Raw genomic sequence first — 20630 nt, forward strand, 5'->3', positions numbered from 1 at the left:
TGATCCCGATGCCAAATCTGAAGTATTTTTTAAAAATGATGTGATTCCGGGCCGATACAGCATTCCAAAGGACATGTTATCAGTCAGCTTCCGTTCATTTCGACGTGCATACCTTTAACCTTGATTAAAGGCCGAGCAGTCCAACGCACAAACCAAAAAGAAGAACACCATGTATAAATTATTGAATATCGCTGCGCGAGTGGCTTATAGCTCAGATTTTCATCATCTCCGGTTTTGGAAAAATTATGGGCTATGGCGCAACCGTGTTTGGCGACAAAATGCAGATGATTAGCTTCATGAAAAATCTTGCGATGGCGGGCGGTCTGCTGTTGGTTGTAAAGCATGGAGTGGGGCAACCGAGCATCGACAATAAGTAGGTCAGATCAGACGTATTCAATGGAATGTAGTAGTGAGCGGGCAGAATTCTACTAGTGGGTTATTACTGCCTCCTTCTTTGATTTAACATAATATACATTATGCGAAGTTCTCCAAAGCAGTAAATACACCAAGGCCCTGAACATTCAGGGCTTTTTTTTATTGTCATACTGCAACAATGAAACACCCCAACCAGCGCTACGGCAACCCGGCCGAATTTGCCTACTACACCACAGGCATACCAATTCCCGAAATTGCCCGACGCCTGCGCCGCTCGGAACGCTCAGTCAAAGACTGGCTATCCGGCAAACGAAAATTGCCGTGGTGGATACCGGAACTACTCAGACTACAACAGATGGAAGCCGCCGAGAAAACACGCCAGATGCAAAAATATTAGTGACGCATCACATTAATCAAAACGGGCAATCCACAATCAACGCCCCAGCATGCGGAGCCGTCGCAAGCCACACCACCCCCAGCCCATTGTTGCACCACGTCTGTACACCCTCTAAACCATGTTCAGCAGCCACCGCAAATGCCACCTGAACAGCACTTAACATGTCGGTAGAACCTAGCCGCCAACTAATCACTTCTGGCAGCACAATCCCCCTCGAGCGAAAATAGCGTTTTTGATTCAAATCACGACAATCCATTGTTTTTGAGCAATATTTGGCGATATACGCCGCCAACTTATGCGCACCATTTCTACCGAAGCCAAAACGGTGAGGATCACGCACGTTTACCTGCCCCATCTGTTCTCCATGCTGGCCCAAACCACACACTGAATACCAAATCGCACGCAACAAATGATAATTTTGCCGACCGCGCACAGCAATGTGAAAATGCAACGAACCACGCTCTTGCGGCTCAATGACAGCAACGTAATAAAATTTTGTATGTTTACCGAGCTTGCGACGAAAAAGATCAAAGTGCCTGAGTGCCAAATCACGATCAACAACATTGTCACGATGCGTTAATGTCAACATTCTGTCAGCGCCAATTTCCTTACAGCACAACCGCACATTTTTCTTGGCCCGACGCCCTGCCACGTCATCATTGCGTTCACGTTTCTCAGACTCACCACGCACAGCACGCGGCATAGCCCTGATTTCCCCGCCTATATGAAATTTTTCCTTGCTAATTGTGATCTCGCATTGACCATCCGGGAAAACACGCTGACGTGCCGTATACGTGTCTTGCCACCCGTGACCATCATCAGACCACCACTTAGGTTTTTGATTTATTGCAGGAATTGTTGATAAAGCAATTGACGTATCGAGAGATTCAATGTCAAATTCAGTCATTCGGTTTTCCTACTTCAACTAGGTTTATCGAAGGCCCGGACAGGTTCGAACTGTACCGGGCTTTTTTTTGTCTAATTCAAAAACTGGACTTCAAAAAACAAGTGTTTTAGAACCACTCTTCATTCTGTTTTACCTATGTCATCCGTTAAGTGTTCGTAATACAAGTTTAGGCGGCGCTTCGCGCCGCCGCTCGCTGGTGCGCTTCGCTCCCCACTCACGGCGGCACTCGCTATCGCCAATCCACAATATCTGCGCATCACCAAACACGAGCCAGCCACCGGCCATCAGGAACGCTTCAAAAGCAAAAACCGAACGGGGTATCGACAATGCGAGAGTGGCGCGCTGGAGGCGCACCATAGAGGCGGCAAGGTGCGGCGCTACGCTTGCATCCGACCATGCGGTTGTGTCTGCGCTACGCTCGCACAATTCCAGCAATGAAGCCGCTGGAATCAGACTCAAATCGCCTTGCTTCGGTTGATTAACGGTCTGTAGGTCAGCTTGCATAACGAAGGAATTTACAGCGCCGTCGCCAAACCAAGATTTACCCATAATCAAAGTGATCATAAGACAGGCGGCTTTGGCAACGCCTTGCCACGATGGCCGCTAGCAGGCACGTCTTCATGCGCAGAAACAGACTTCGGAGCATCGACAGGCGCAGACAACGACACCGTAGCGCCACCCACACGACCGGAATCATTGGACGCCAAAACCACCGCATCCGACCGCGTATTACTGGCTACAGGCGCTAGACTCTTGCCGCCATTAACATCGAAATCCACAAAATAACCACGAGCAACAATTTCACGACAAACGAGCTGAGGAACAATCATTGAAGTAGCCTGTTGCGTATAACACTGGCACCGTTTTTTATCAGCAATGCAACTGGACGGCACCGGTACAACCGTGGCTTTAGTCAGTGCATCGTACCTGGGTGATGTTTCAGGCAACCCGGCCACGCGAGGCGTGTGATCGAACGCAAACTGATGCGCATCAGGCAACGCATTCAGGTACGAGGCCCCGACAGCAGCAGCAGGAACAGGAGCAGACACAGAACCGGGAGCAGCTCCGGCAGCGGCAACGTCAGCATGTTTTGTCCCTTTTTCACGTAAACGATTAAAAACATAGAAACCAGTAGCGATAACACACACAACGAACAAACACGCCAAAATTAACTTGGCAGGAATAGAGCGCTTGACGGTATGCACTTCGGCAGATTTGTACCAGCCGAAAACCTCTTTCGGATAACCAAATTTATGCAACACCGCATTTTTGTGACTGGACGCTTTTTCTGGAGAAATATTGGCCGCGGGCCACTCCCATACATTGGCACGTTGCATGCCAAATTTGCGAATAACGTGCAGATGACGCCCGATCAAATCACGTACAAAACCATCGAAAAACTTAGGATGTTGCGTAATTAAAAAAATGTCGTAACCGGAATGACGATGCACCGCCAATTGCTCATAATGCGGCGGCAATTTGGAGCCATTCGGTTTTTTCGGAAAAACAAATTGCGCTTCATCAATAACGATAATGGCGCCAGCCGGACATTTTTGCCACTCTTCAGGCTTAAATTCAGTCCACGGCAACGTGCATTCTTTAATGCCATGATAGTAAACTTCTCTGCCCTCTTTTTCAGCAAGAGCATTGATATACCACAGCGCATAGAGCGTTTTCCCGTTACCCGGCAACCCCGTAATTGTAGTGATCATTTGAAAATCATCCGCTTGACCGAACCGCCAATCGCGCGCATAGCCAGCGACGCCGCAACAGCGGAAAACATGATCGTAATCCCCTTATCCAGCCACAAATAACCAACCAAACTCAAAGCATCACCGGGAATCCCACTCACAGCAGACATGACCGAAGATTTCATTGCGGTAATCGCCACCGTGATACCGGTATACGTCACAAAACCAATACCCAAGGCAAGAATTGCACGGCCAATAAGCGACCCCATAACCGTAGCCAAAGCACCGATCAACGCAGGAACAAATACAGCAAGAAACATACGTTTACCCCTGTAAAACGGACTTAGAAACGAGCAAATAAGCAGCGATCAACGAACACGCCAAAATCACATAACGCAATGGCGTAATGTTGCTGCACACCTGAGAAAAAGACACCGGAATAGAATGACCAGCAACAGAAATTGAGCGATCGGAGAGACAGGAACCACCCCCAAGAAAACCAGATTGATCCAGCGCCTGAGAGCTTAAATCTACTGTAGTGCCAGCAAAAGCAGCATCAATTTGCCCCTGCATTGGATCAGAACCATTAATCAGACTATTGCCAAGGTCCTTGACAGCAGAAGCTTGCAAATTCGCACAATTATCGTCAGCCAATTGCTTCAATATCGCGCCTTGAATAGCATCACCGGTCACAGAAACATTAGACACGGCACCACTACAACCTGAACTATTCACAGCCGAATTAATGCACACATTCAATTGCGGATGCAATGTGCATAAATCATCCGGTTTACGATCCGGCAACGGCACACCGGGCGCACCGGGCGCACCAGCAACACCATCCTTACCAGCAGCGCCGTCCTTACCAGCAGCACCACCCGCACCAGCAGCACCGGCACCATCACCCTGACCGCCGACACCACCCGCACCACCCGTGCCACCAGCACCAGCAGAACCACCAGCGCCACCCGCACCACCAGCAGCACCCGGCCCACCCGTACCACCAGCAGCACCGTTAGAACCATTACCACCAGCACCACCCGGTGATCCCGCACTACCAGCACCACCAGCAGCACCAGAACCCGCAGGAGCATTAGAACCGGCAGCACCAGCAGCACCCGAAGCACCGGGCGAACCAGAGCCACCCGCACCACCAGCACCACCCGGAGAACCCACATTACCGCCAGAAGCACCGGCGGCACCGGGCGCGCCATCCTTACCAGCAGAACCACTACCAGCGGCACCGGCAGCACCACCAGCCGCACCAGAAGAACCCGTAGCACCGGGCGCAGAACTTGGCCCCGTACCAGCAGTCACACAAACAAAACTGCCCTGAAACTCGCCCAACACCTTGCCAACCGGGCAACGCGGCGGAGCAGTGCCGGGAATACACACCAGCATATTGCCAGCCGGCAGTCCGGCAGAAATGCGATCTACATAATCTTGACTCGGAACCATGCCGGGATTACACGGATTGGCATTACATGTGCCAACAGCATCAGGCACCATGCCGTTAGCGCACAAACAAACACCCGAACTATTTTGAGTTACACCTGGAGGACACACAGGAAGCGCAACACACAACCCCGTTACAGAATCATATGTTTCAGGAGAAACACACGTAGAACCAGAACGAAGAACCGTTCCAAATCGACTAACAGTACCGAATTCAACATTTTTCTCATTACAACCATATTCAGTAGTCGTAACAAAAAACGAACCAACATAAACCACAAATGTTTGACTAGGTGAACGAATAGAGGCCCACTTAGCGCGACACGCTAAATCCGGACTAACATATGTTGACGCACCATTAAATGCCCACACGTAATCAGCGGCAAAGACATTTTGCGAAAAAATCAGGAGAAACAGTGCGAGAATGCGCAGAAAAAAATATCTCATGAGCTAAACAAAATCCAGAAAGCGCCACAAACCGCAAAAATAACAAATAGACCGTTCATAACACCCCCGAAGAAAAAAACAGGAGCCGCAGCCCCCGTTCAATAAAACAGAACGCCGCTTGAATTAATGCACCACGCGACGAATCCAAGCAATAGCAGCAACAGCCACCATCACACCGATAATCAACGCACCAGCAGTGCCAACATCGGTTGTGGCCGTAGCAGTAGCAGCCGAAATATCCAGACCAACAGCACCGGCAACAGACGACGCAGCAGCCAGAGCAGAGACAACGGAAACGCCAGCAATTTGACGGCCATACTTACGAGCTTGTTTATACAATTTCATTTGAAGACCCCTTAATAACATTAATAACAACCTTTATTCCCCATGCAGCCAACCAAACAGACACCAGCCCCGCAGAGATTAAAGACCCATCTTCGGCAGACATAGAAAACAAAGAATTTCCAATATCCGCACCGCTTTGCACGACATAAGAACACGTCGTCACATCAATAACCGACGGATCAATTTTCAAAAAATATGAACCATCCGGCTGTAATACTGCAACGGCACAAGTCGCCATTACATGCCCCAGACAAAAACCAGACCGCCACCGATGCACACACCGGTAAAAAGCCAGCCTAGTAGGAGAATTGAGCGAAACATTTATGCAGTTTTAACCTGAGATTGCACAGGAGCAGGAGCTCCTGCAGGACGCGGCACAAACAACGTCATAGTGTCAACCACCGAACCCACGCGCTTTTCTTGCGTAATGGAAACTTCGAAATCGACTTCATAATGGCCGGGCGCAATTTCCTTATAACGCTCAGGCAGCACCAGTTCACCTATTAGCGGCTCAATGACGCCCGTTTCCTTATTGACTTTATGCACGATACATTGCGCCATGCGCATGTCATAGTCGTTACCGGTTTTTTTGGAACGACCAGCCACTTTGGAAACGTGGAGAATTTGGATAATAGTTTTTTTAGACATTTTCAAGCCCCTAGACTGATTGATTAAAATAAAAGTTGACTACTTGATAGCAGCCATTAATTCACTACAAAACATGAGAAAAATCACAATTCATCCGCAAAATCTCAGCTTCAATTTCAGCAAGCGCCGCAAATTCTTGCGCTACCCACCTATTCAATTCAGACGGCCCACACACCCGATCAGATTCTTCTTTTAAAAACTTGCGCGATTCAAAAAGCGATGTCGAAACAGATGCTTGTGCGATGCGCAATGTGGAATAATTCATAACCTAGCCCCTAGACTGATTAAAAAACTAAGAAAATCATGCAAATAAAAATAGACGGCATTGAACTGATACTTGACTGGATTTGGAGCTCGCTACTCATTGCACTAGGAATGTGGATTCAAAGAATCTACGACAGACGCAAAGCAAAAAAAGACAACACAAAAAATGCATTCAACCCAAAAGAACCCAACTGGTAAAAAATAAACTTGTGCTATCGTTTACGTAACCGTTCGGATTCATAACCGAATGGATACGTCAAATATAAACTGTTTGGTTATTAGTTGCAAGGAGGAAATTCAATGAATTACGCAGAAATGATTACAAAAGCCCTAAAAGGACGAAGCGTGTATGCCGCAGCTAAACTATGGGGATTGAATCAAATGTCATTAAATCGATATGTCAGAGGCGAAAGACTGCCTGACTATTCGACAGCATTATTAATAGCAAAAGAAGCAGGAATTGACGAAGGCGAAGCATTCAAAATGCTAGCCGAAGAAGAAGTAAAAAGACGATCAAAAACAGACAAAATGTCCACGTCTTTTGAGTACTTGCTGCGCACCGCAAACGCTTACTGGGCTTGGCCCCGGCGAGTGGCGTAGCTCGTAATTTGGAGACTTAACAGCATATACATTATGCGAAGTTATTGAGGTGCAATAATGACAATGTCGCCTTCAAGCACTCCCATGTTTAATTCTCTTAACGTCTCACGTAAAAAAAATCAAAAACCGTTTGAAATCATCGAAAATTTCTCCAGTAGCTCTGACGAAATCAACAACCCCCCAGGCGAATCGATGCCGATCAGCCTGGGTATTTTCGCCAGTTGGGTGCCAAATCACGTACGCCGCTTGGGGGCGACTTGTCGCAATAGAAAGGCTTAGTACAAGCTTCGAATCAACCGATTGCGAGCCGCCATAGCGATGTCAGTTCTGCGGCGCGCGCTTTGTGGAGCGCATCGATAGCGTCGCTGGCGCGCGGATGATGCGGCTTGATATCGGCTCTAGCCACGATTTTCAATCCCGCTCGATCGAAAGCAGCCAGCAAATCGGCGCGGGTACGCAAGCCCAGATGTTCGGCCAGATCGGAGAGGATCAGCCAGCCTTCGCCGCCCGGTTCCAGATGCGCGGCCAAACCATTCAGAAATCCGTACAGCATGCGGCTGTCGGGGTCGTATATCGCGGATTCGATGGATGCGCTGGGCCGGGCCGGCAACCACGGCGGATTACAGACAATCAACGGTGCCCGTCCGGCTGGGAACAGGTCTGCCTTCACCACCTCGACTTGCGCGGCCAGCCCTAGCCTGGCGATGTTTTCGCCGGCGCAGGCCAGCGCGCGCGGATCCTGGTCGGTGGCGATGATGCGCTTGACGCCGCGCCGCGCCAGCACAGCGGCCAGTACGCCGCTACCGGTGCCGATATCGAAAGCCAGTTCCATGGACGGCAGTGGCGCTTCAGCCACCAACGTCACATATTCGCCGCGTAGTGGTGAAAATACGCCGTAGTGTGGATGGATGCGCTCGTCGAGCGCTGGAATTTCCACCCCTTTTTTGCGCCATTCATAGGCACCGATCACACCTAGCAATTCACGCAACGAGATCACCGAAGCGACTTCGCCCGGGCCATACGCTTCCACGCAAGCTTGCTGCACATCGGGTGCGCGCCGCAGCGGAATACTATAGTCGGCCTCCAGCGGCAATAACAGCATCGCCAGCGTGCGTGCGCGCTGGGACTGCGCCTGACGATGCAGGTGAAAAGCTTCGCTCGGCACTTCGGACGACTTGCGCGGCTTGCGGTCGGCGCGCCGTGCAAGCGCCTGCAGCAATTGGCGCGCATTCTGAAAATCGCCGCGCCACAACAGCGCGTTGCCTTCGCAAGCCAGACGATATGCAGTGTCGGCCGCCATGCGGTCATCGGCAATCAGCACGCGCTTGGGTGCCGGTGCTGCGCTTTCGGAATGCCAGCGCGCGCTGCGCTCTACGCCCTCCTCGCTCCAACAAATAACCGGATGGTTGCTCATTGCGACGCCTTGCGCTGGCAGAGAACAACTGGGCGCTGCAATATCGGCAGCGCATTGAAATGAAAATGCAAACGCATGGAATCGACCTGATAAAAGTGTGTGATAAAAATGCGCAATAAGGAAAACGCGATGTTTGTTGGTTGGTATGTTGAAGCACCCCAGCGCAGCCGCATTATTTGCCTGCGGGCTGCAGCTTGCCGGCTTTCTCCAGTTGATATTGCAATCCTTCGGCAATATCCTTGTGGCCGGATTTGACTGCGAAATCAATCGCGCTCATGCCCAGCTGATTTTTGAGCGTGGCGTCGGCCCCTGCATCAAGCAATAACTTGACCGTCAGGATGTGGCCGGAACGCGCCGCCATCATTATCGGCGTGGTGCCGTTCGGCGATGCGGCGTCGATGTAGGCAAACTTATCCAGCAGCAGTTGCACGATCTCGTTATTGCCCACTGTTGCCGCGTAATGCAGCGCGGTCCAGCCGGGGCGGTTGACCTCGGCGCCCTTGTCCAGCAGCGTTTGCACCACTTGCGGCAACTCTTTGTAGGCGGCCAGCATGAGAGCGGTGTTGCCATTGAATGCGCGGGCTTCATAGTCGATGTTGCGCGCATGGATCAGCACTTCGATGACTTTTTTGGAGCCGCCCTGAATTGCCAGCATCAGGCCGGTATCGCCGCGTTTTGCCTCAATGGTGTTGGGGTCGAAACCGCGCTGAAGCAAGGAAGATACTTCGCCCGCATTGTCGTTGTCCACCGCGCGGAAAAAATCGGTATAGGAGTCGGCAAAAGCTGGCGTCGCAATCAATGCCAGCGCTGCAATCCAGCCGGCAAGCGCTGCCAGGCGCAATTTTCGTCCGATGTTTTTTATTAAATTACTTTTAATAATCGACATGATGAATTCAGCGTATGACATTGAATAGATTGAAAAAATTATCGCTGGTCTGCTCTGCAACTTGCGCCAGCGGAACGCCCTTCAGATCGGCCAGGTGCTCTGCCACATGCATGACGAAGCCCGGCTCGTTCATCTTGCCGCGATGCGGCACCGGTGCCAGATAGGGCGAATCGGTCTCGATCAGGATGCGTTCCAGCGGCACCACACGCGCCACTGCCTGCAATTCCCGGGCGCTTTTGAAAGTGACGATGCCGGAAAACGAGATGTAAAACCCCATCGCCATGGCCGCTTCCGCAACCTCCAGCGATTCGGTAAAGCAATGCATGACGCCAGCAGCGCCGCCTGCCCCGGCCGCATTACCGGCGCCCTCCTCCTGCATGATCCGTATCGTATCGGCGGATGCGGCGCGGGTGTGGATGATGAGCGGTTTGCCGCTCGCCCTGGAAGCGCGGATATGGGTGCGAAAGCGTTCCCGCTGCCATTCCAGGTCCCCTTTCAGGCGGAAATAATCGAGGCCGGTTTCACCGATGGCGATGACTTTAGGGTGCTGCGACAGCGCAACCAGTTGTTCGACGCTCGGCTCCGGCGTGTCTTCATAATCGGGATGCACGCCAACCGAAGCATAAATGTGCGGATATTGCTCGGCCAGTGCCAGCACTTGCGGAAAGTCCGGCAGATCGACGCTCACGCACAGCGCATGCGTGACGTGGTTTTCTGCCATGCGGGCCAGAACCTCGGGCATCCGTGCTGCGAGCTCAGGGAAATTGATGTGGCAATGGGAATCGATATACATAGTGTGACTTTACGCGCTTCCTGCAGAATCCGGATAATTAGACAAAATTAGGGGGTATGGCAAAAAACATATGATTTTCCGCATAATTTATATGCGGAGTTAAAAAATACCCCATAGGTTGGCGCTGAGTGCAGCGAAGCCCGGCATTTACCGCCAGATGATCGAAAAATCCTGCTCCAAAAATATCGTAAAGCGAATTTACCCCACCCGCTTGCCCAGGATTATTAAGTCGCGCTCAACGCCGTCCAGCGTTGCAACGCGCGGCAACAAGGCCCAGCGCGCAAAACCGAAGCCGTCGAACAGTTTCAGGCTGGCCAGGTTGTGGCCGAAGACGAAGCCGAGCAAGGTATGCACGCCGACTTCCGGCGCAAAGCGAATCGCTTGCGACAGCAGATAACTGCCCAATCCTTTGCCGCGGGCGTCCTGATGCAAATAGATCGAGAGTTCGGCGGTGCCGGCATACGCGGGCCTGCCGTAAAAATTCGAGTACGACAGCCAGCCCAGAATATTAGCCGTGCCGCCGGCCTCCGATTCAACCACCCACAGCGGACGTTTTTCCGGCGAATGTTCAGCGAACCAGGCGTGGCGCGAGGCGACGCTGACCGGCTCGGTATCGGCCGTGACCATGCGCGATGCGACGGTCGAATTGTAAATGGCGACGATGGCGGGCAAATCCTCAAGGCGGGCCGGGCGATACGTATAAGACATTCTCATAATTTACAAAGTGTGCGTGGCGCGGGTCGACTGCAAGGCAGACCCCAGTAATGCCTCAATGGAATGTTTGACGCGCTTGCCGCTTTCGTCGTCCGGGAAATGCACGCCGATGCCCTGCGTCTTGTTGTTCTGCGCATTGGCCGGCGTGATCCAGGCCACCTTGCCGGCAATCGGATATTTGTTCGGATCGTCCATCAGCGACAGGATCAGATAAATTTCGTCCCCCAACTTATAAGATTTGTTGGTCGGCACGAAAATGCCCGCATTCTTAAACAAAGGCATATACGCCGAATATAGCGCCGACCTTTCCTTGATCGACAGCGACAGTACGGACGGCCGGCCGATTGGCGTTTTTGCGGCGGGGTTTGCCACCGTAATTGGTGCTGTGACGGCTGCGCTAGCGTCATTCATTGTGGGTGCTTTCAAGGAAATAGAGTCAAATAATCCAGCAACATGTCTTCCACGAACAGCTTGGCCGACAGCGGATGTTCCGCAATCGCCCGGCGTTGGCTGGTGGCTTTCAGTATCCGCAACAATGCCTGCGGTTCGATGCGTTCAGCCAGCGCCGCAAGCGCCGTGCGGTGCGCCGGGTAATATCGAATTTTGCCGGCAAGCTTGACAGAAATCAGATCGAACAACCAGCGTTGCAGCCACGTTACCAGACGGGTTGCGGGCACTTTTTGCAGCCGGTCGGCGGTTTTCAGCAGCGCGTCTGCACCAGGCTTGGCCAGCAAAGCCAGCAGCGCGTCAATCTCTTCGCGATTGCCAGCCTGCGCCTGGGCGCTGGCCGCAAGCGGCGCTCCGCCCTCTTGCGCCAGCCAGACGGCGGCGTCGTTTACGCCTTGCTGTTGCAGCCAGGCCAGTGCTTGCGCGGTCGATGGTATGTTCAGCGCAAATTTGCGGCAGCGCGACAAGATGGTTGGCAACAGGCGATCGATGCTGTTGGTGACCAGCAAAAACAAGGTGTCCGGTGCCGGTTCTTCGAGGGTTTTCAGCAATGCGTTGGCTGCCATCTCGTTGAGCGCTTCGGCCGGATACAGCACGATCACGCGCTTGCCGTGCCGGTGGGTGGAAATATTCATAAAATCCGCCAGCGCCCGGATCTGGCCTATCTTGATTTCCTTGGACGGCATCTTGGTGGACTTCCCCGCCTTCTTGCCGTCGTCGGATTCTCCATCCTCGGCTGCGCCGCCGTCCGGCTCCAGAATTTCAGGCCGCACACGGCGATAATCGGGATGGCTGTAGCGGGCAAACCAGCCGCAGGAGGCGCATTGGCCGCAGGCATGACCGTCCACGCGCGGCGCATCGCACAGCACTGCTTGCGCCAAGCGCTCGGCAAAAACGGTTTTACCGATCCCTTGCGCGCCGTGGAGCAGAATCGCGTGCGGCATCCGGTCGCGCTGTTGCTGCAACTGTTGCCACGCTGTTTGCTGCCAAGGATAAATCGAATTATTCATTAATAATCAAACTATTATGATTTTTTATTAAAGCCAAAAGTGTAAAGTTAAAACTGATGTTGCTTACAAAAAATCGGACAATATTTTTCATGTCAACTATAGCAATATCAAATGTTTGCAACGATTTCTTCAAGCACTTTGCGAACACTGACAATCGGCTGGGTGGCATCGACGATGCGAAAGCGCTGCGGAAATTGCGCCGCGCGGCGCAAATATTCGGCACGCGTGGCGCCAAAGAAATCTTCCCGTTCCTGTTCGAACTTGTCCAGCGTGCGGCTTGCATCCAGGCGCGCGCGCGCCACTTCCAGCGGCACGTCGAACAGCAAGGTCAGATCGGGTTGCAAATCCGGATGCACCCATTGCTCCAGCAGATTAAGCTTGTGCAAGTCAAGCTTGCGGCCGCCGCCCTGATAGGCAAAAGTGGCATCGGTAAAGCGGTCCGAGATGACCCAGTCGCCGCGTGCCAGCGCCGGTTCGATCACTTGCACGATATGTTCGCGGCGGGCGGCAAACATCAGCAGGGCTTCGGTTTCCAGGTGCATTTTTTCATGCAGCAACAATTCGCGCAGCTTTTCGCCCAAGCGCGTGCCGCCCGGTTCCCGCGTCGTGACCACGGTTTTGCCGCTGGCTGCGAGCAACTCGGCGACGAAGCCGATATGGGTCGATTTGCCGGCACCATCGATGCCCTCGAAAGTGATGAATTGTCCGCGTTCCGGATTGCGCATGGCTAGTTTCCCCCACGGATATATTTGTTGACGGCGCGGTTATGGTCATCCAGATTGCTTGAAAACTGGCTGCTGCCGTCGCCCCGCGCGACAAAATACAAGGAATCGGTATTGGCGGGCGCCAATGCTGCCCGCAGCGATTCGGCTCCCGGCAAGGCGATTGGAGTCGGCGGCAGGCCTGCGCGGGTGTAAGTGTTATAGGCGGTGTCGGTTTGCAGGTCGCGCTTGCTGATATTGCCGTTATATTGCTCGCCCATGCCGTAAATCACGGTCGGATCGGTCTGCAGCATCATGCCGGCTTTCAGCCGATTGATGAACACGCTGGCAATCGTGTTGCGGTCTGCCTTTTTGCCGGTCTCTTTTTCGACGATGGACGCCATGATCAGCGCTTCATACGGCGTCTTGTACGGCAGGCTCACGTCGCGCTTGCTCCAGGCTTCATTCAGGCGCGCCATCAGCGCGGTATTGGCCTGACGGTAAATCTGCAGGTCGCTCGCGCCTTTGGCGAACAGGTAGGTATCGGGAAAGAACAGGCCTTCCGGATGCTTGTATTCCTGGGAGATTTCGGCCAGCAGTTGTGCATCGGCAAGGTCGACGGTGTCGTGTTTCAGGCCCGGATGCGCGGCCATCGCACTGCGCATCTGCTTGAAAGTCCAGCCTTCGATGATGACCAGGGACTCTTGCGCGAACTGGCCAAGCACCATTTGCCGGATCAGCGTTTTCGGGGTTGCGCCGGGCTTCAACTCATAGCTGCCGGCCTTGATCTTTCCGGCCTGGCCGGTGATGCGCGCCAGCAGCGTCAGTAGCTCGGCATTGACCGGAATGCCGGCACCGACGATTTGATCGGCGGTGCTGCGCAAGTGACTGCCGGGCTTAATGGTGAATGGCAGGCTTTGATACGGCACACTCTGCGCGCCGCTCTGGATCGGCTGGTCGGCCCAGAAGTACAACCCGGCACCAGCCAATAGCACCAATATGATGCAACTTAACAACAATTTTTTCAGGAAATACATGTCTGATAGTGGTTCCGGCGTAATTTTTTTAGCGGCTCTATAATCGCCCACAATGATAAAGCATAGGGCGCGCCCAGATACGGTATCGGGCGCGGAGACACAATTTAAGTTGCAAATAACGGCAACGCCGATTTGATGACTATTATGGGTATAAGACAGGGATGATGAATAATTGGTTGCAATTTTTGGCCGCGCAAGGCGCACACGTTAGCAACGACAATCCGTCCGAAGTTCTGTATTTCGGCCAGCCTGCGCCGCTGGCAACGTTACAGGCCGGCTTCGTCGCGCCGCTTGCCGACCTGGGCGTAATTGCCGTTGGCGGCGCAGAGGCTGCCGGCTTTCTACATAATCAATTGACCAACGACGTGGCCCATCTGGGCGCCGATGAAGTGCGGCTGGCCGGTTATTGCACGCCCAAAGGCCGCCTGCTGGCAACCTTCCTGATGTGGAAACCGGCCGAGACGATTTTGCTGCAGCTGCCGCGTTCTTTACAGCCAGCGATCCAGAAGCGCTTGCAAATGTACGTCATGCGCGCCAAAGCCACATTGACCGATTTGAACGACAGCCATGTATTGCTGGGACTCGGCGGACGGGCGGCCGGCGCTGCGTTGAACGCCTGGTTCCCTGCCCTGCCGGCGGCACCGTATGCCAGCGTGAGCAATGACGCCGGCACTGTGCTGCGTCTGGCGGACGCTTTCGATGCGCCGCGTTATCAGTGGTTTGCCAGCGCAGAAGCAGCGCAGGAAGCCTGGCCGGCGCTGACTGCAAAGCTCGCGCCGGTTGGCAGCAGCGCCTGGCGCTGGTCGTCGATCCAGGCCGGCGTGCCGCAAATTACCCCGCCGACGCAAGAACAGTTCGTGCCGCAAATGTTGAATCTGGAGCTGATCGGCGGCGTCAACTTCAAGAAGGGCTGTTATCCCGGCCAAGAAATCGTGGCCCGCATGCAGTATCTGGGCAAACTCAAGCGCCGCATGCTGGCGGCCAGCGTCAGCGCTCCCGCCGTTACCGTCACCGCCGGCATGGAAGTTTTCTCCAGCAGCGATCCGTTGCAGCCTTGCGGCATGATCGTTAATGCCGAGCGCAGCGCAGGCGATAATTTTGATTGTCTGGTCGAAATAAAGATTGCCGCAGCCGCTGAGGGCGCGATCCATCTGGGCGCTGCCGACGGCGCACCGCTGCAGTTCCGGGCGCTGCCGTATGCGTTGCCAAACGATCCGGAATAATTTCGCCCATCAAACATACTAGACTTTGTATTTTATAAATGCGCAATGAATTATGCGGTGAGTCACTTGTTTTTGGCTATACCCCTTATATTTTCGTTTATTGAGGCAAGCCTAAGTGGATTACTACATTTACTATCAAGTCGGCGATGCACAGGCGCAATCCTTGCGCGACAAGGTATTGCCGATGCAGGCTGCACTGCAGCAGCAATATCAGATCAGCACCGCTCTCAAGCGCCGCCCTGATCGGCAGGATGGTCGCCAGACCTGGATGGAAGTCTATCTGGCGGTGCCAGATGGCTTCGATGCAGCGTTGGCCGCAGCATTGGCTGCGGCGGAAATCGCGCTGCTGATCGATGGCGAACGCCATATTGAACGTTTTATCCCCGTTTTATAGCTTTATTGGAAACCAGCTTATGTGCTTGATCGTCTTCGCCTGGCATGTGTTGCCCGATGTGCCACTGATTGCGGCTGCCAATCGTGATGAATTTCTGGATCGCCCCACTGCGCCCGCCATGAACTGGGATGATTACCCGCAAATTTACGCGGGACGCGATCTGCAAGCCGGCGGCACTTGGATGGGCATTACCCAGCCGGGCCGTTTTGCCGCCATCACGAATATCCGAGCACCGTCCGAAAAGCGCACCGATGCGCCGTCGCGCGGCAATCTGGTGGCCGATTTTCTGCGCGGCGACATGACTCCGCGCAGTTATATCGACGCGATCCGGAACACTACCGAGGAATACAACGGCTTCAATTTGCTGGTCGGCGACCGCGAACAGCTGATCTGGTTTTCCAATCGCGGCGCGGAAGACGCGCGCAACGGTCAGATTTTGGCACCGGGAATTTACGGCATATCGAACGCATTGCTCGACACGCCCTGGCCGAAAGTGGTGCGCACCAAAGCGCAATTTGCCAGCCTGCTGTGCCAGCGTGCGCCGGAAGAAGCCTATTTCGACATGTTGTTCGACACCACCCGCGCCGCCTCCGATTGCCGCTTGCCCAAAACCGGCATCGATATCGAACTGGAACGCCTGCTGTCGGCCCCGTATATCGAAGCGCCGAATTACGGTACCCGCGCATCGACTTTGGTGCGGCTCTATAACAAGGCTCCCGCTGCGCTGATCGAACGCACCCGCCCAAGCATCGCCCTCACTCTCGCCCAAAAGCAGGACGCCCAAGCTGAACGATTGTATTCAAGTAATGTACGCAGCTGTCGCTACTCAGAATACAACCCTGAAGGAGATCATCATAGACGTTAGCAGCATTGCCAGCCTGGCAACATCCCTTGCATCAACCCAGACCAATGACGCAATCGGCATCTCGGTACTCAAGAAAGCCATGGACATCGGCGCGTCCAATGCAGAAGCGTTGATCGCCGGCTTGCCGGAAATTCCGGTCGCAGCCAGCAATCTGCCGCTGCATCTGGGCCAGAACGTAAATACAACCGCTTGAGTTTGATGTGAATTAACGCAAATAGTGCGCAAAAAACCAAAGGGCTGATTTTTCAGCCCTTTGGTTTTTTTTCGTGCATTTCGTGGGCCGAACAAGAACGTCAGCTACGTTCATTGAAGATATGCCGCATGGTCACATGCGGTATTCCGGCGTCCTGGTATTGCTCGCCTTCGCGCACGAAGCCGTGGCGGGCATAAAAAATTTCGGCGTGGGTCTGGGCGCTGAGTTCCACTTGATGCTCGCCGCGCCGCTGTGCCTGTTGCATCAGCGCCAGCAGCAGCGCAGCGCCGACGCCGTTGCCGCGCGCTTCATTCAGTACCGCCATGCGGCCAATATGGCCGTCCGGCAACAAGCGTCCGGTGCCAACGGCACGCTCCACACCATCGCCATCCGGCATGAAAGCGACCGCGTGCAGGCACTGCGCGTCCATCTCATCCCATTCCATTTCGAGCGGGACTTTTTGCTCCAGTACAAAAACCACATAACGAATGGCTTGTGCTTCGGACTTTTGGGTGGCCCAATCACCGAGTGCGATGCGAATAGTCATAAATATCCCGGAGAAAATTTTTCAAAGGCCGCAGTTTACGCCGCTTTCATCTTGGCCCGCAGCATGTCGCGGATATGCGGCGTGGCGGCAAACGGATCACTCGGATTGGTCTGGCTGACGATCTCTTCCATCCGGATCTGGACCCCGGCCAATGCGTCCGGATGCGAGTAGATGTAAAACTTGCCGTCGCTGATTGCATCGAAAGTCCATTGCGCGACATCGGCCGCACTGACCTTGCCGGAACTGACTGCTTTATCGACCATGATTTGCGATGCCATCTGGCTGGCGGTCGGCTTTGCCATCATTTTCACATCGTCAGGTCGGTTGCGGTGCGACTGACTGATGCCGGTCGGCACAAAATACGGGCATAGCACCGAGGCGCCGATCGGCGCTTCAACCAGTTGCAGGTCGTGGTACAGCGACTCCGACAGCGACACCACCGCATGTTTGGAAACGTTATAGACGCCCATTGCCGGCGCATTCAGCAAACCGGCCATGGAAGCGGTATTGACGATGTGACCTTGATAGCCGGCTTCCTTCTTCGCGCATTCCAGCATCAGCGGGGTGAAGATGCGTACGCCATGGATCACGCCCCACAGGTTCACGCCCAGCACCCATTCCCAGTCGGCCACCGAGTTCTCCCACACCAGGCCGCCGGAGCCCACGCCGGCATTGTTGAACAATAGATGCACCGCACCGAAGCGCGCCATGGTGGCGTCTGCCAGCGCTTGCACTTGCTCGGCCTTGCGCACGTCGCAGATCATGGCCAGCACTTGCGCGCCTTGCGCTTCGAGTTCGGCTTTGGCTTGATCGAGTGCATCTTGCTGCACGTCGGCCAATACCAGTTTCATGCCGCGTTGCGCACCGATATGGGCGAACTCGCGGCCGAAACCGCCTGCACCGCCAGTAATGACCGCGACTTTATCCTTGAAGTTTTGCATCTTGTCTCCTGATTGTTTTTTTGAAAATTACGCTTTTTTGAGCTGAAAACCTAAGCGCGGAAAATGCACCACCACCGTGCCGGCACGGTCATCGCTGCGGCGCACGGCAAATTCCTCCGCACTACAAATGACCAGTTCGCCGGCCACCGGATCGACGCCGTAATCGGTGGCGGCGATAGTGACTTGCGTACCGAGGGCAATGCGGTGGGTATCGACGAATGTTGCAGCGCCTGTGGCATCAATCGCAACAGGCGTACTGTCGCGGGCAATTGTCAGTGCATCCTCGGCGCGCAACTTGCCGCACTGATGATGGCCGATGGCGGCCATGCGGTCGGCCCAAGCCAACAGCTTGGGTGCGACGTCCAGAATACCGGCCACCGCGTTGATGCGCCGGATGGTCCAGATTGCGTGATACACCGAAAAATCCGCGATGCAAGGCGCGTTGCCCAGCAGATAAGGCGTGCCTTGTTCCAGCATCGATTCCAGTTGGCCCAGGTATTGGCGCAACTGGCCGGTGGCGTCGGCCGCCGAGATGCGCGCTGCGTTGCCGCGCAACAAGGAGCGATCGACGGCAAACGCCTTGAGGTGCTCCTCGGGCACATTGGCGAACATTTCCTGCAAGCCAGCCGGCTGGAATGCGTACGCGATGGCAGTCCAGAACAATGTCGAATCGGCCCACTGCGCCAGCGTCCTGGCAAGTCCTGCCACCGCGCTCGGATACAGCGATGGCGTCGGCGCGATGCGCTCCAGCACCTCGGCAATCAGTGCTGTATCGCAATAGATGTCGGCGCCGATTTGCAGCACCGGCGTTTTGCGATAACCGCCGGTCAGCGCGGTCAAATCCGGTTTCGGCATGATCACCGGGATATTCACCGATTGCCATGCCAGTTGTTTAAAGCCGAAGATCAGCCGCACTTTCTCGGAAAACGGGGAATTCGGGTAATGATGAAAAATAAGATCCGGCATGGTTTTTCCAGTTGCTGGCTGCGAAAGGCACAGCAGTCGCAGCGAGGTTGGTTAATTTGGTTGATTATTAGTCGCCCACTTGCCCGGGCAATGGCGTACTACCGTCATCAAAGTGGCGCAGGTATTTGAAGGTGCCCATGGCCTTGGCCACCAGTTTGTCGCCGTTCCAGACTTCCCCTTCGCAAAAACACAGCGAAGTGGAGCGATGAAATGCTTTGCCGATGGCGATCAGGCGGCTGCCCGGCTTGCCGCCGGGTTGCAGGAAGCTGGTGTTCATCTCGACCGTGACTGCGCCCTTGGCCTGCGGAAAAATCGAGCGCCCGGCCAGCGACATCGCCACATCGAGCAGCGTCATCGTCAGGCCGCCGTGGGCGACCGCCCAACTGTTCATGTGGCGTCCTTGCAGATCGACGGCGACTTGCGCCTGGCCGTCGCCCATACTGAGCAGTTCGACGCCGATTTCATTGAGGAACGGGATTTCGACCGGAAACGGTATTTTGGCCGATGTAGGCACCGTGCTCATCAGACTGCGCTCACGCCGCCATCGACCGCCATGATCTGGCCGGTGATGTGCTTGCCGGCGTCGGACGCAAACAATGCCGCGATGCCTTTCAAGTCTTCGTTGTCGCCGATGCGCTGCAGCGGCACGCCAGAGCACAGCGCGTCGATGCCGATGTTTTGCAGCACGCCTTTGGTCATCTTGGAGGGGAAGAATCCGGGTGCGATGGCGTTGACGGTGATGCCGTACTTGCCCCACTCGCCTGCCAGCGTGCGGGTGAAATTGATGACCGCGCCCTTGGAAGTGTTGTAGGCGATGGTATCCATGGTGCCGGGCGGATTGCCGGAGAGGCCGGCAATCGAGGCCAGGTTGATGATGCGACCGTATTGGCGCGGAATCATCGCGCGTTTGCCCACCGCTTGCGAGACCAGGAAGATGCTGCGGATATTCAGGTTCATCACCTTGTCCCAGGCTTCGATCGGATGGTCTTCGGCCGCTGCGCCCCAGGTAGCGCCGGCATTGTTAATCAGGATATCGATATGACCGAGACGCGCCAGCGTTTCCGTTACCAGCGGCTCGATGGCGGCGTCCTGCGACAGATCGGCGGCAATCGCGCTGGCTTCGATGCCGCGCTGCTTCAGGTGCGCGACCGCATCGTCCAGATCTGACTGCTTGCGCGCCGACAGCACGATTTTTGCGCCCAGTTCGCCCAGCGCTTCGGCGATCTGCAGCCCGAGTCCGCGCGAGCCGCCAGTAACCAGCGCGGTTTTACCTTGTAAATCAAAGAGTTGCTGAACTGTACGCATGTGTTTTCCTGGTTGTAAGTTTGGGCGGGTGAAACCCGTTCAGTTTGATTATATGAAAAGCGCGG

The 20630-nt window shown here is 54.4% G+C and carries 33 protein-coding genes; 8 read left to right on the forward strand and 25 right to left on the reverse strand.

The window, feature by feature from the left end; all coding sequences use genetic code 11:
* Positions 1 to 83: 83 nt before the first annotated feature.
* Entirely contained in the window at positions 84 to 344 is a 261-nt protein-coding gene (locus FKCLFG_RS07825) for a hypothetical protein (protein WP_472615644.1), read from the reverse strand.
* 209 nt (positions 345 to 553) lie between these two features.
* Between FKCLFG_RS07825 and FKCLFG_RS07830 the strand changes: the two genes are divergently transcribed.
* On the forward strand, positions 554 to 772 hold the full coding sequence (locus tag FKCLFG_RS07830) for a hypothetical protein (protein WP_472615645.1): 219 nt from the start codon (positions 554 to 556) through the stop codon (positions 770 to 772).
* A 16-nt stretch (positions 773 to 788) separates the two neighbouring features.
* On the opposite strand, the gene FKCLFG_RS07835 is transcribed toward FKCLFG_RS07830, so the two are convergent.
* The 10 genes from FKCLFG_RS07835 to FKCLFG_RS07880 all read right to left on the reverse strand — a co-directional run bounded on the left by FKCLFG_RS07835 (position 789) and on the right by FKCLFG_RS07880 (position 6530).
* Entirely contained in the window at positions 789 to 1679 is an 891-nt protein-coding gene (locus FKCLFG_RS07835) for a rolling circle replication-associated protein (protein ID WP_472615646.1), read from the reverse strand.
* Between the two features lie 138 nt (positions 1680 to 1817).
* On the reverse strand, positions 1818 to 2243 hold the full coding sequence (locus tag FKCLFG_RS07840) for a hypothetical protein (RefSeq protein WP_472615647.1): 426 nt from the start codon (positions 2241 to 2243) through the stop codon (positions 1818 to 1820).
* Entirely contained in the window at positions 2240 to 3391 is a 1152-nt protein-coding gene (locus tag FKCLFG_RS07845; protein ID WP_472615648.1) for a zonular occludens toxin domain-containing protein, read from the reverse strand. The genes FKCLFG_RS07840 and FKCLFG_RS07845 overlap by 4 nt, the downstream gene beginning before the upstream one ends.
* A complete protein-coding gene (locus tag FKCLFG_RS07850) occupies positions 3388 to 3690 on the reverse strand; it encodes a DUF2523 domain-containing protein (RefSeq protein WP_472615649.1) in 303 nt (100 codons plus the stop codon). The genes FKCLFG_RS07845 and FKCLFG_RS07850 overlap by 4 nt, the downstream gene beginning before the upstream one ends.
* A gap of 4 nt (positions 3691 to 3694) precedes the next feature.
* Positions 3695 to 4078, reverse strand: coding sequence for a virulence factor TspB C-terminal domain-related protein (locus tag FKCLFG_RS07855; RefSeq protein ID WP_472615650.1), 384 nt, complete (start codon positions 4076 to 4078; stop codon positions 3695 to 3697).
* 47 nt (positions 4079 to 4125) lie between these two features.
* Entirely contained in the window at positions 4126 to 4653 is a 528-nt protein-coding gene (locus FKCLFG_RS07860) for a hypothetical protein (protein WP_472615651.1), read from the reverse strand.
* 742 nt (positions 4654 to 5395) lie between these two features.
* Positions 5396 to 5617 (reverse strand): hypothetical protein, encoded by a 222-nt coding sequence (locus FKCLFG_RS07865; protein WP_472615652.1) that lies wholly within the window; start codon positions 5615 to 5617, stop codon positions 5396 to 5398.
* Entirely contained in the window at positions 5604 to 5855 is a 252-nt protein-coding gene (locus tag FKCLFG_RS07870; RefSeq protein WP_472615653.1) for a hypothetical protein, read from the reverse strand. Before FKCLFG_RS07870 ends, FKCLFG_RS07865 begins: the two co-directional genes overlap by 14 nt.
* A gap of 83 nt (positions 5856 to 5938) precedes the next feature.
* Positions 5939 to 6265 (reverse strand): hypothetical protein, encoded by a 327-nt coding sequence (locus FKCLFG_RS07875; protein WP_472615654.1) that lies wholly within the window; start codon positions 6263 to 6265, stop codon positions 5939 to 5941.
* Between the two features lie 64 nt (positions 6266 to 6329).
* Positions 6330 to 6530: a hypothetical protein gene (locus tag FKCLFG_RS07880; protein WP_472615655.1), complete on the reverse strand. Its 201-nt coding sequence runs from the start codon at positions 6528 to 6530 to the stop codon at positions 6330 to 6332.
* 38 nt (positions 6531 to 6568) lie between these two features.
* Here FKCLFG_RS07880 and FKCLFG_RS07885 point away from each other — a divergent pair, with 38 nt between their 5' ends.
* From FKCLFG_RS07885 to FKCLFG_RS07895, 3 genes are all read left to right on the forward strand, one after another.
* Entirely contained in the window at positions 6569 to 6727 is a 159-nt protein-coding gene (locus FKCLFG_RS07885; protein WP_472615656.1) for a hypothetical protein, read from the forward strand.
* Positions 6728 to 6829: 102 nt separating this feature from the next.
* Entirely contained in the window at positions 6830 to 7129 is a 300-nt protein-coding gene (locus FKCLFG_RS07890; protein ID WP_472615657.1) for a hypothetical protein, read from the forward strand.
* 84 nt (positions 7130 to 7213) lie between these two features.
* A complete protein-coding gene (locus tag FKCLFG_RS07895; protein WP_472615658.1) occupies positions 7214 to 7408 on the forward strand; it encodes a hypothetical protein in 195 nt (64 codons plus the stop codon).
* Between the two features lie 13 nt (positions 7409 to 7421).
* Here FKCLFG_RS07895 and FKCLFG_RS07900 read toward each other — a convergent pair whose 3' ends face one another.
* From FKCLFG_RS07900 to mltG, 9 genes are all read right to left on the reverse strand, one after another.
* Positions 7422 to 8543, reverse strand: a complete 1122-nt coding sequence (locus tag FKCLFG_RS07900) for a 50S ribosomal protein L11 methyltransferase (RefSeq protein ID WP_472615659.1) — start codon at positions 8541 to 8543, stop codon at positions 7422 to 7424.
* A complete protein-coding gene (locus FKCLFG_RS07905; RefSeq protein ID WP_472615660.1) occupies positions 8540 to 8716 on the reverse strand; it encodes a hypothetical protein in 177 nt (58 codons plus the stop codon). Before FKCLFG_RS07905 ends, FKCLFG_RS07900 begins: the two co-directional genes overlap by 4 nt.
* Complete coding sequence (locus FKCLFG_RS07910; protein WP_472615661.1) at positions 8716 to 9429, reverse strand: ankyrin repeat domain-containing protein; 714 nt, start codon at positions 9427 to 9429, stop codon at positions 8716 to 8718. The genes FKCLFG_RS07905 and FKCLFG_RS07910 overlap by 1 nt, the downstream gene beginning before the upstream one ends.
* Positions 9430 to 9436: 7 nt before the next feature.
* Positions 9437 to 10222 (reverse strand): TatD family hydrolase, encoded by a 786-nt coding sequence (locus tag FKCLFG_RS07915; protein ID WP_472615662.1) that lies wholly within the window; start codon positions 10220 to 10222, stop codon positions 9437 to 9439.
* 198 nt (positions 10223 to 10420) lie between these two features.
* Positions 10421 to 10936, reverse strand: coding sequence for a GNAT family N-acetyltransferase (locus tag FKCLFG_RS07920; protein ID WP_472615663.1), 516 nt, complete (start codon positions 10934 to 10936; stop codon positions 10421 to 10423).
* 3 nt (positions 10937 to 10939) lie between these two features.
* Positions 10940 to 11347 carry a PilZ domain-containing protein gene (locus tag FKCLFG_RS07925; protein ID WP_472615664.1) on the reverse strand — a complete coding sequence of 136 codons (408 nt, stop codon included), beginning with the start codon at positions 11345 to 11347 and terminating at the stop codon, positions 10940 to 10942.
* A gap of 11 nt (positions 11348 to 11358) precedes the next feature.
* Positions 11359 to 12393: a DNA polymerase III subunit delta' gene (locus FKCLFG_RS07930; RefSeq protein ID WP_472615665.1), complete on the reverse strand. Its 1035-nt coding sequence runs from the start codon at positions 12391 to 12393 to the stop codon at positions 11359 to 11361.
* A 107-nt stretch (positions 12394 to 12500) separates the two neighbouring features.
* Positions 12501 to 13118, reverse strand: a complete 618-nt coding sequence (gene tmk / locus FKCLFG_RS07935; protein WP_472615666.1) for a dTMP kinase — start codon at positions 13116 to 13118, stop codon at positions 12501 to 12503.
* Positions 13119 to 13120: 2 nt separating this feature from the next.
* Positions 13121 to 14131, reverse strand: coding sequence for an endolytic transglycosylase MltG (mltG, locus tag FKCLFG_RS07940; protein WP_472615667.1), 1011 nt, complete (start codon positions 14129 to 14131; stop codon positions 13121 to 13123).
* Positions 14132 to 14295: 164 nt separating this feature from the next.
* On the opposite strand from mltG, the gene ygfZ reads away from it, so the two are divergent.
* From ygfZ to FKCLFG_RS07960, 4 genes are all read left to right on the forward strand, one after another.
* On the forward strand, positions 14296 to 15354 hold the full coding sequence (gene ygfZ, locus FKCLFG_RS07945) for a CAF17-like 4Fe-4S cluster assembly/insertion protein YgfZ (protein ID WP_472615668.1): 1059 nt from the start codon (positions 14296 to 14298) through the stop codon (positions 15352 to 15354).
* A 115-nt stretch (positions 15355 to 15469) separates the two neighbouring features.
* Complete coding sequence (locus tag FKCLFG_RS07950) at positions 15470 to 15748, forward strand: DUF4936 family protein (RefSeq protein WP_472615669.1); 279 nt, start codon at positions 15470 to 15472, stop codon at positions 15746 to 15748.
* Positions 15749 to 15767: 19 nt separating this feature from the next.
* Positions 15768 to 16613 (forward strand): NRDE family protein, encoded by an 846-nt coding sequence (locus FKCLFG_RS07955; RefSeq protein WP_472615670.1) that lies wholly within the window; start codon positions 15768 to 15770, stop codon positions 16611 to 16613.
* Positions 16555 to 16806 carry a YjfB family protein gene (locus FKCLFG_RS07960; RefSeq protein ID WP_472615671.1) on the forward strand — a complete coding sequence of 84 codons (252 nt, stop codon included), beginning with the start codon at positions 16555 to 16557 and terminating at the stop codon, positions 16804 to 16806. Before FKCLFG_RS07955 ends, FKCLFG_RS07960 begins: the two co-directional genes overlap by 59 nt.
* A 100-nt stretch (positions 16807 to 16906) precedes the next feature.
* Here the strand turns inward: FKCLFG_RS07960 and FKCLFG_RS07965 are convergent, their stop codons facing one another.
* The 5 genes from FKCLFG_RS07965 to FKCLFG_RS07985 all read right to left on the reverse strand — a co-directional run bounded on the left by FKCLFG_RS07965 (position 16907) and on the right by FKCLFG_RS07985 (position 20565).
* Entirely contained in the window at positions 16907 to 17353 is a 447-nt protein-coding gene (locus tag FKCLFG_RS07965; RefSeq protein ID WP_472615672.1) for a GNAT family N-acetyltransferase, read from the reverse strand.
* Between the two features lie 35 nt (positions 17354 to 17388).
* Positions 17389 to 18294 (reverse strand): SDR family oxidoreductase, encoded by a 906-nt coding sequence (locus FKCLFG_RS07970; protein ID WP_472615673.1) that lies wholly within the window; start codon positions 18292 to 18294, stop codon positions 17389 to 17391.
* A gap of 27 nt (positions 18295 to 18321) precedes the next feature.
* Positions 18322 to 19260 (reverse strand): glutathione S-transferase family protein, encoded by a 939-nt coding sequence (locus FKCLFG_RS07975; RefSeq protein ID WP_472615674.1) that lies wholly within the window; start codon positions 19258 to 19260, stop codon positions 18322 to 18324.
* A gap of 67 nt (positions 19261 to 19327) precedes the next feature.
* Positions 19328 to 19783 (reverse strand): PaaI family thioesterase, encoded by a 456-nt coding sequence (locus tag FKCLFG_RS07980; RefSeq protein ID WP_472615675.1) that lies wholly within the window; start codon positions 19781 to 19783, stop codon positions 19328 to 19330.
* Positions 19783 to 20565 (reverse strand): SDR family oxidoreductase, encoded by a 783-nt coding sequence (locus FKCLFG_RS07985; protein ID WP_472615676.1) that lies wholly within the window; start codon positions 20563 to 20565, stop codon positions 19783 to 19785. Before FKCLFG_RS07985 ends, FKCLFG_RS07980 begins: the two co-directional genes overlap by 1 nt.
* Positions 20566 to 20630 lie beyond the last annotated feature (65 nt).

It is taken from the genome of Gelidimonas denitrificans, assembly GCF_055694065.1.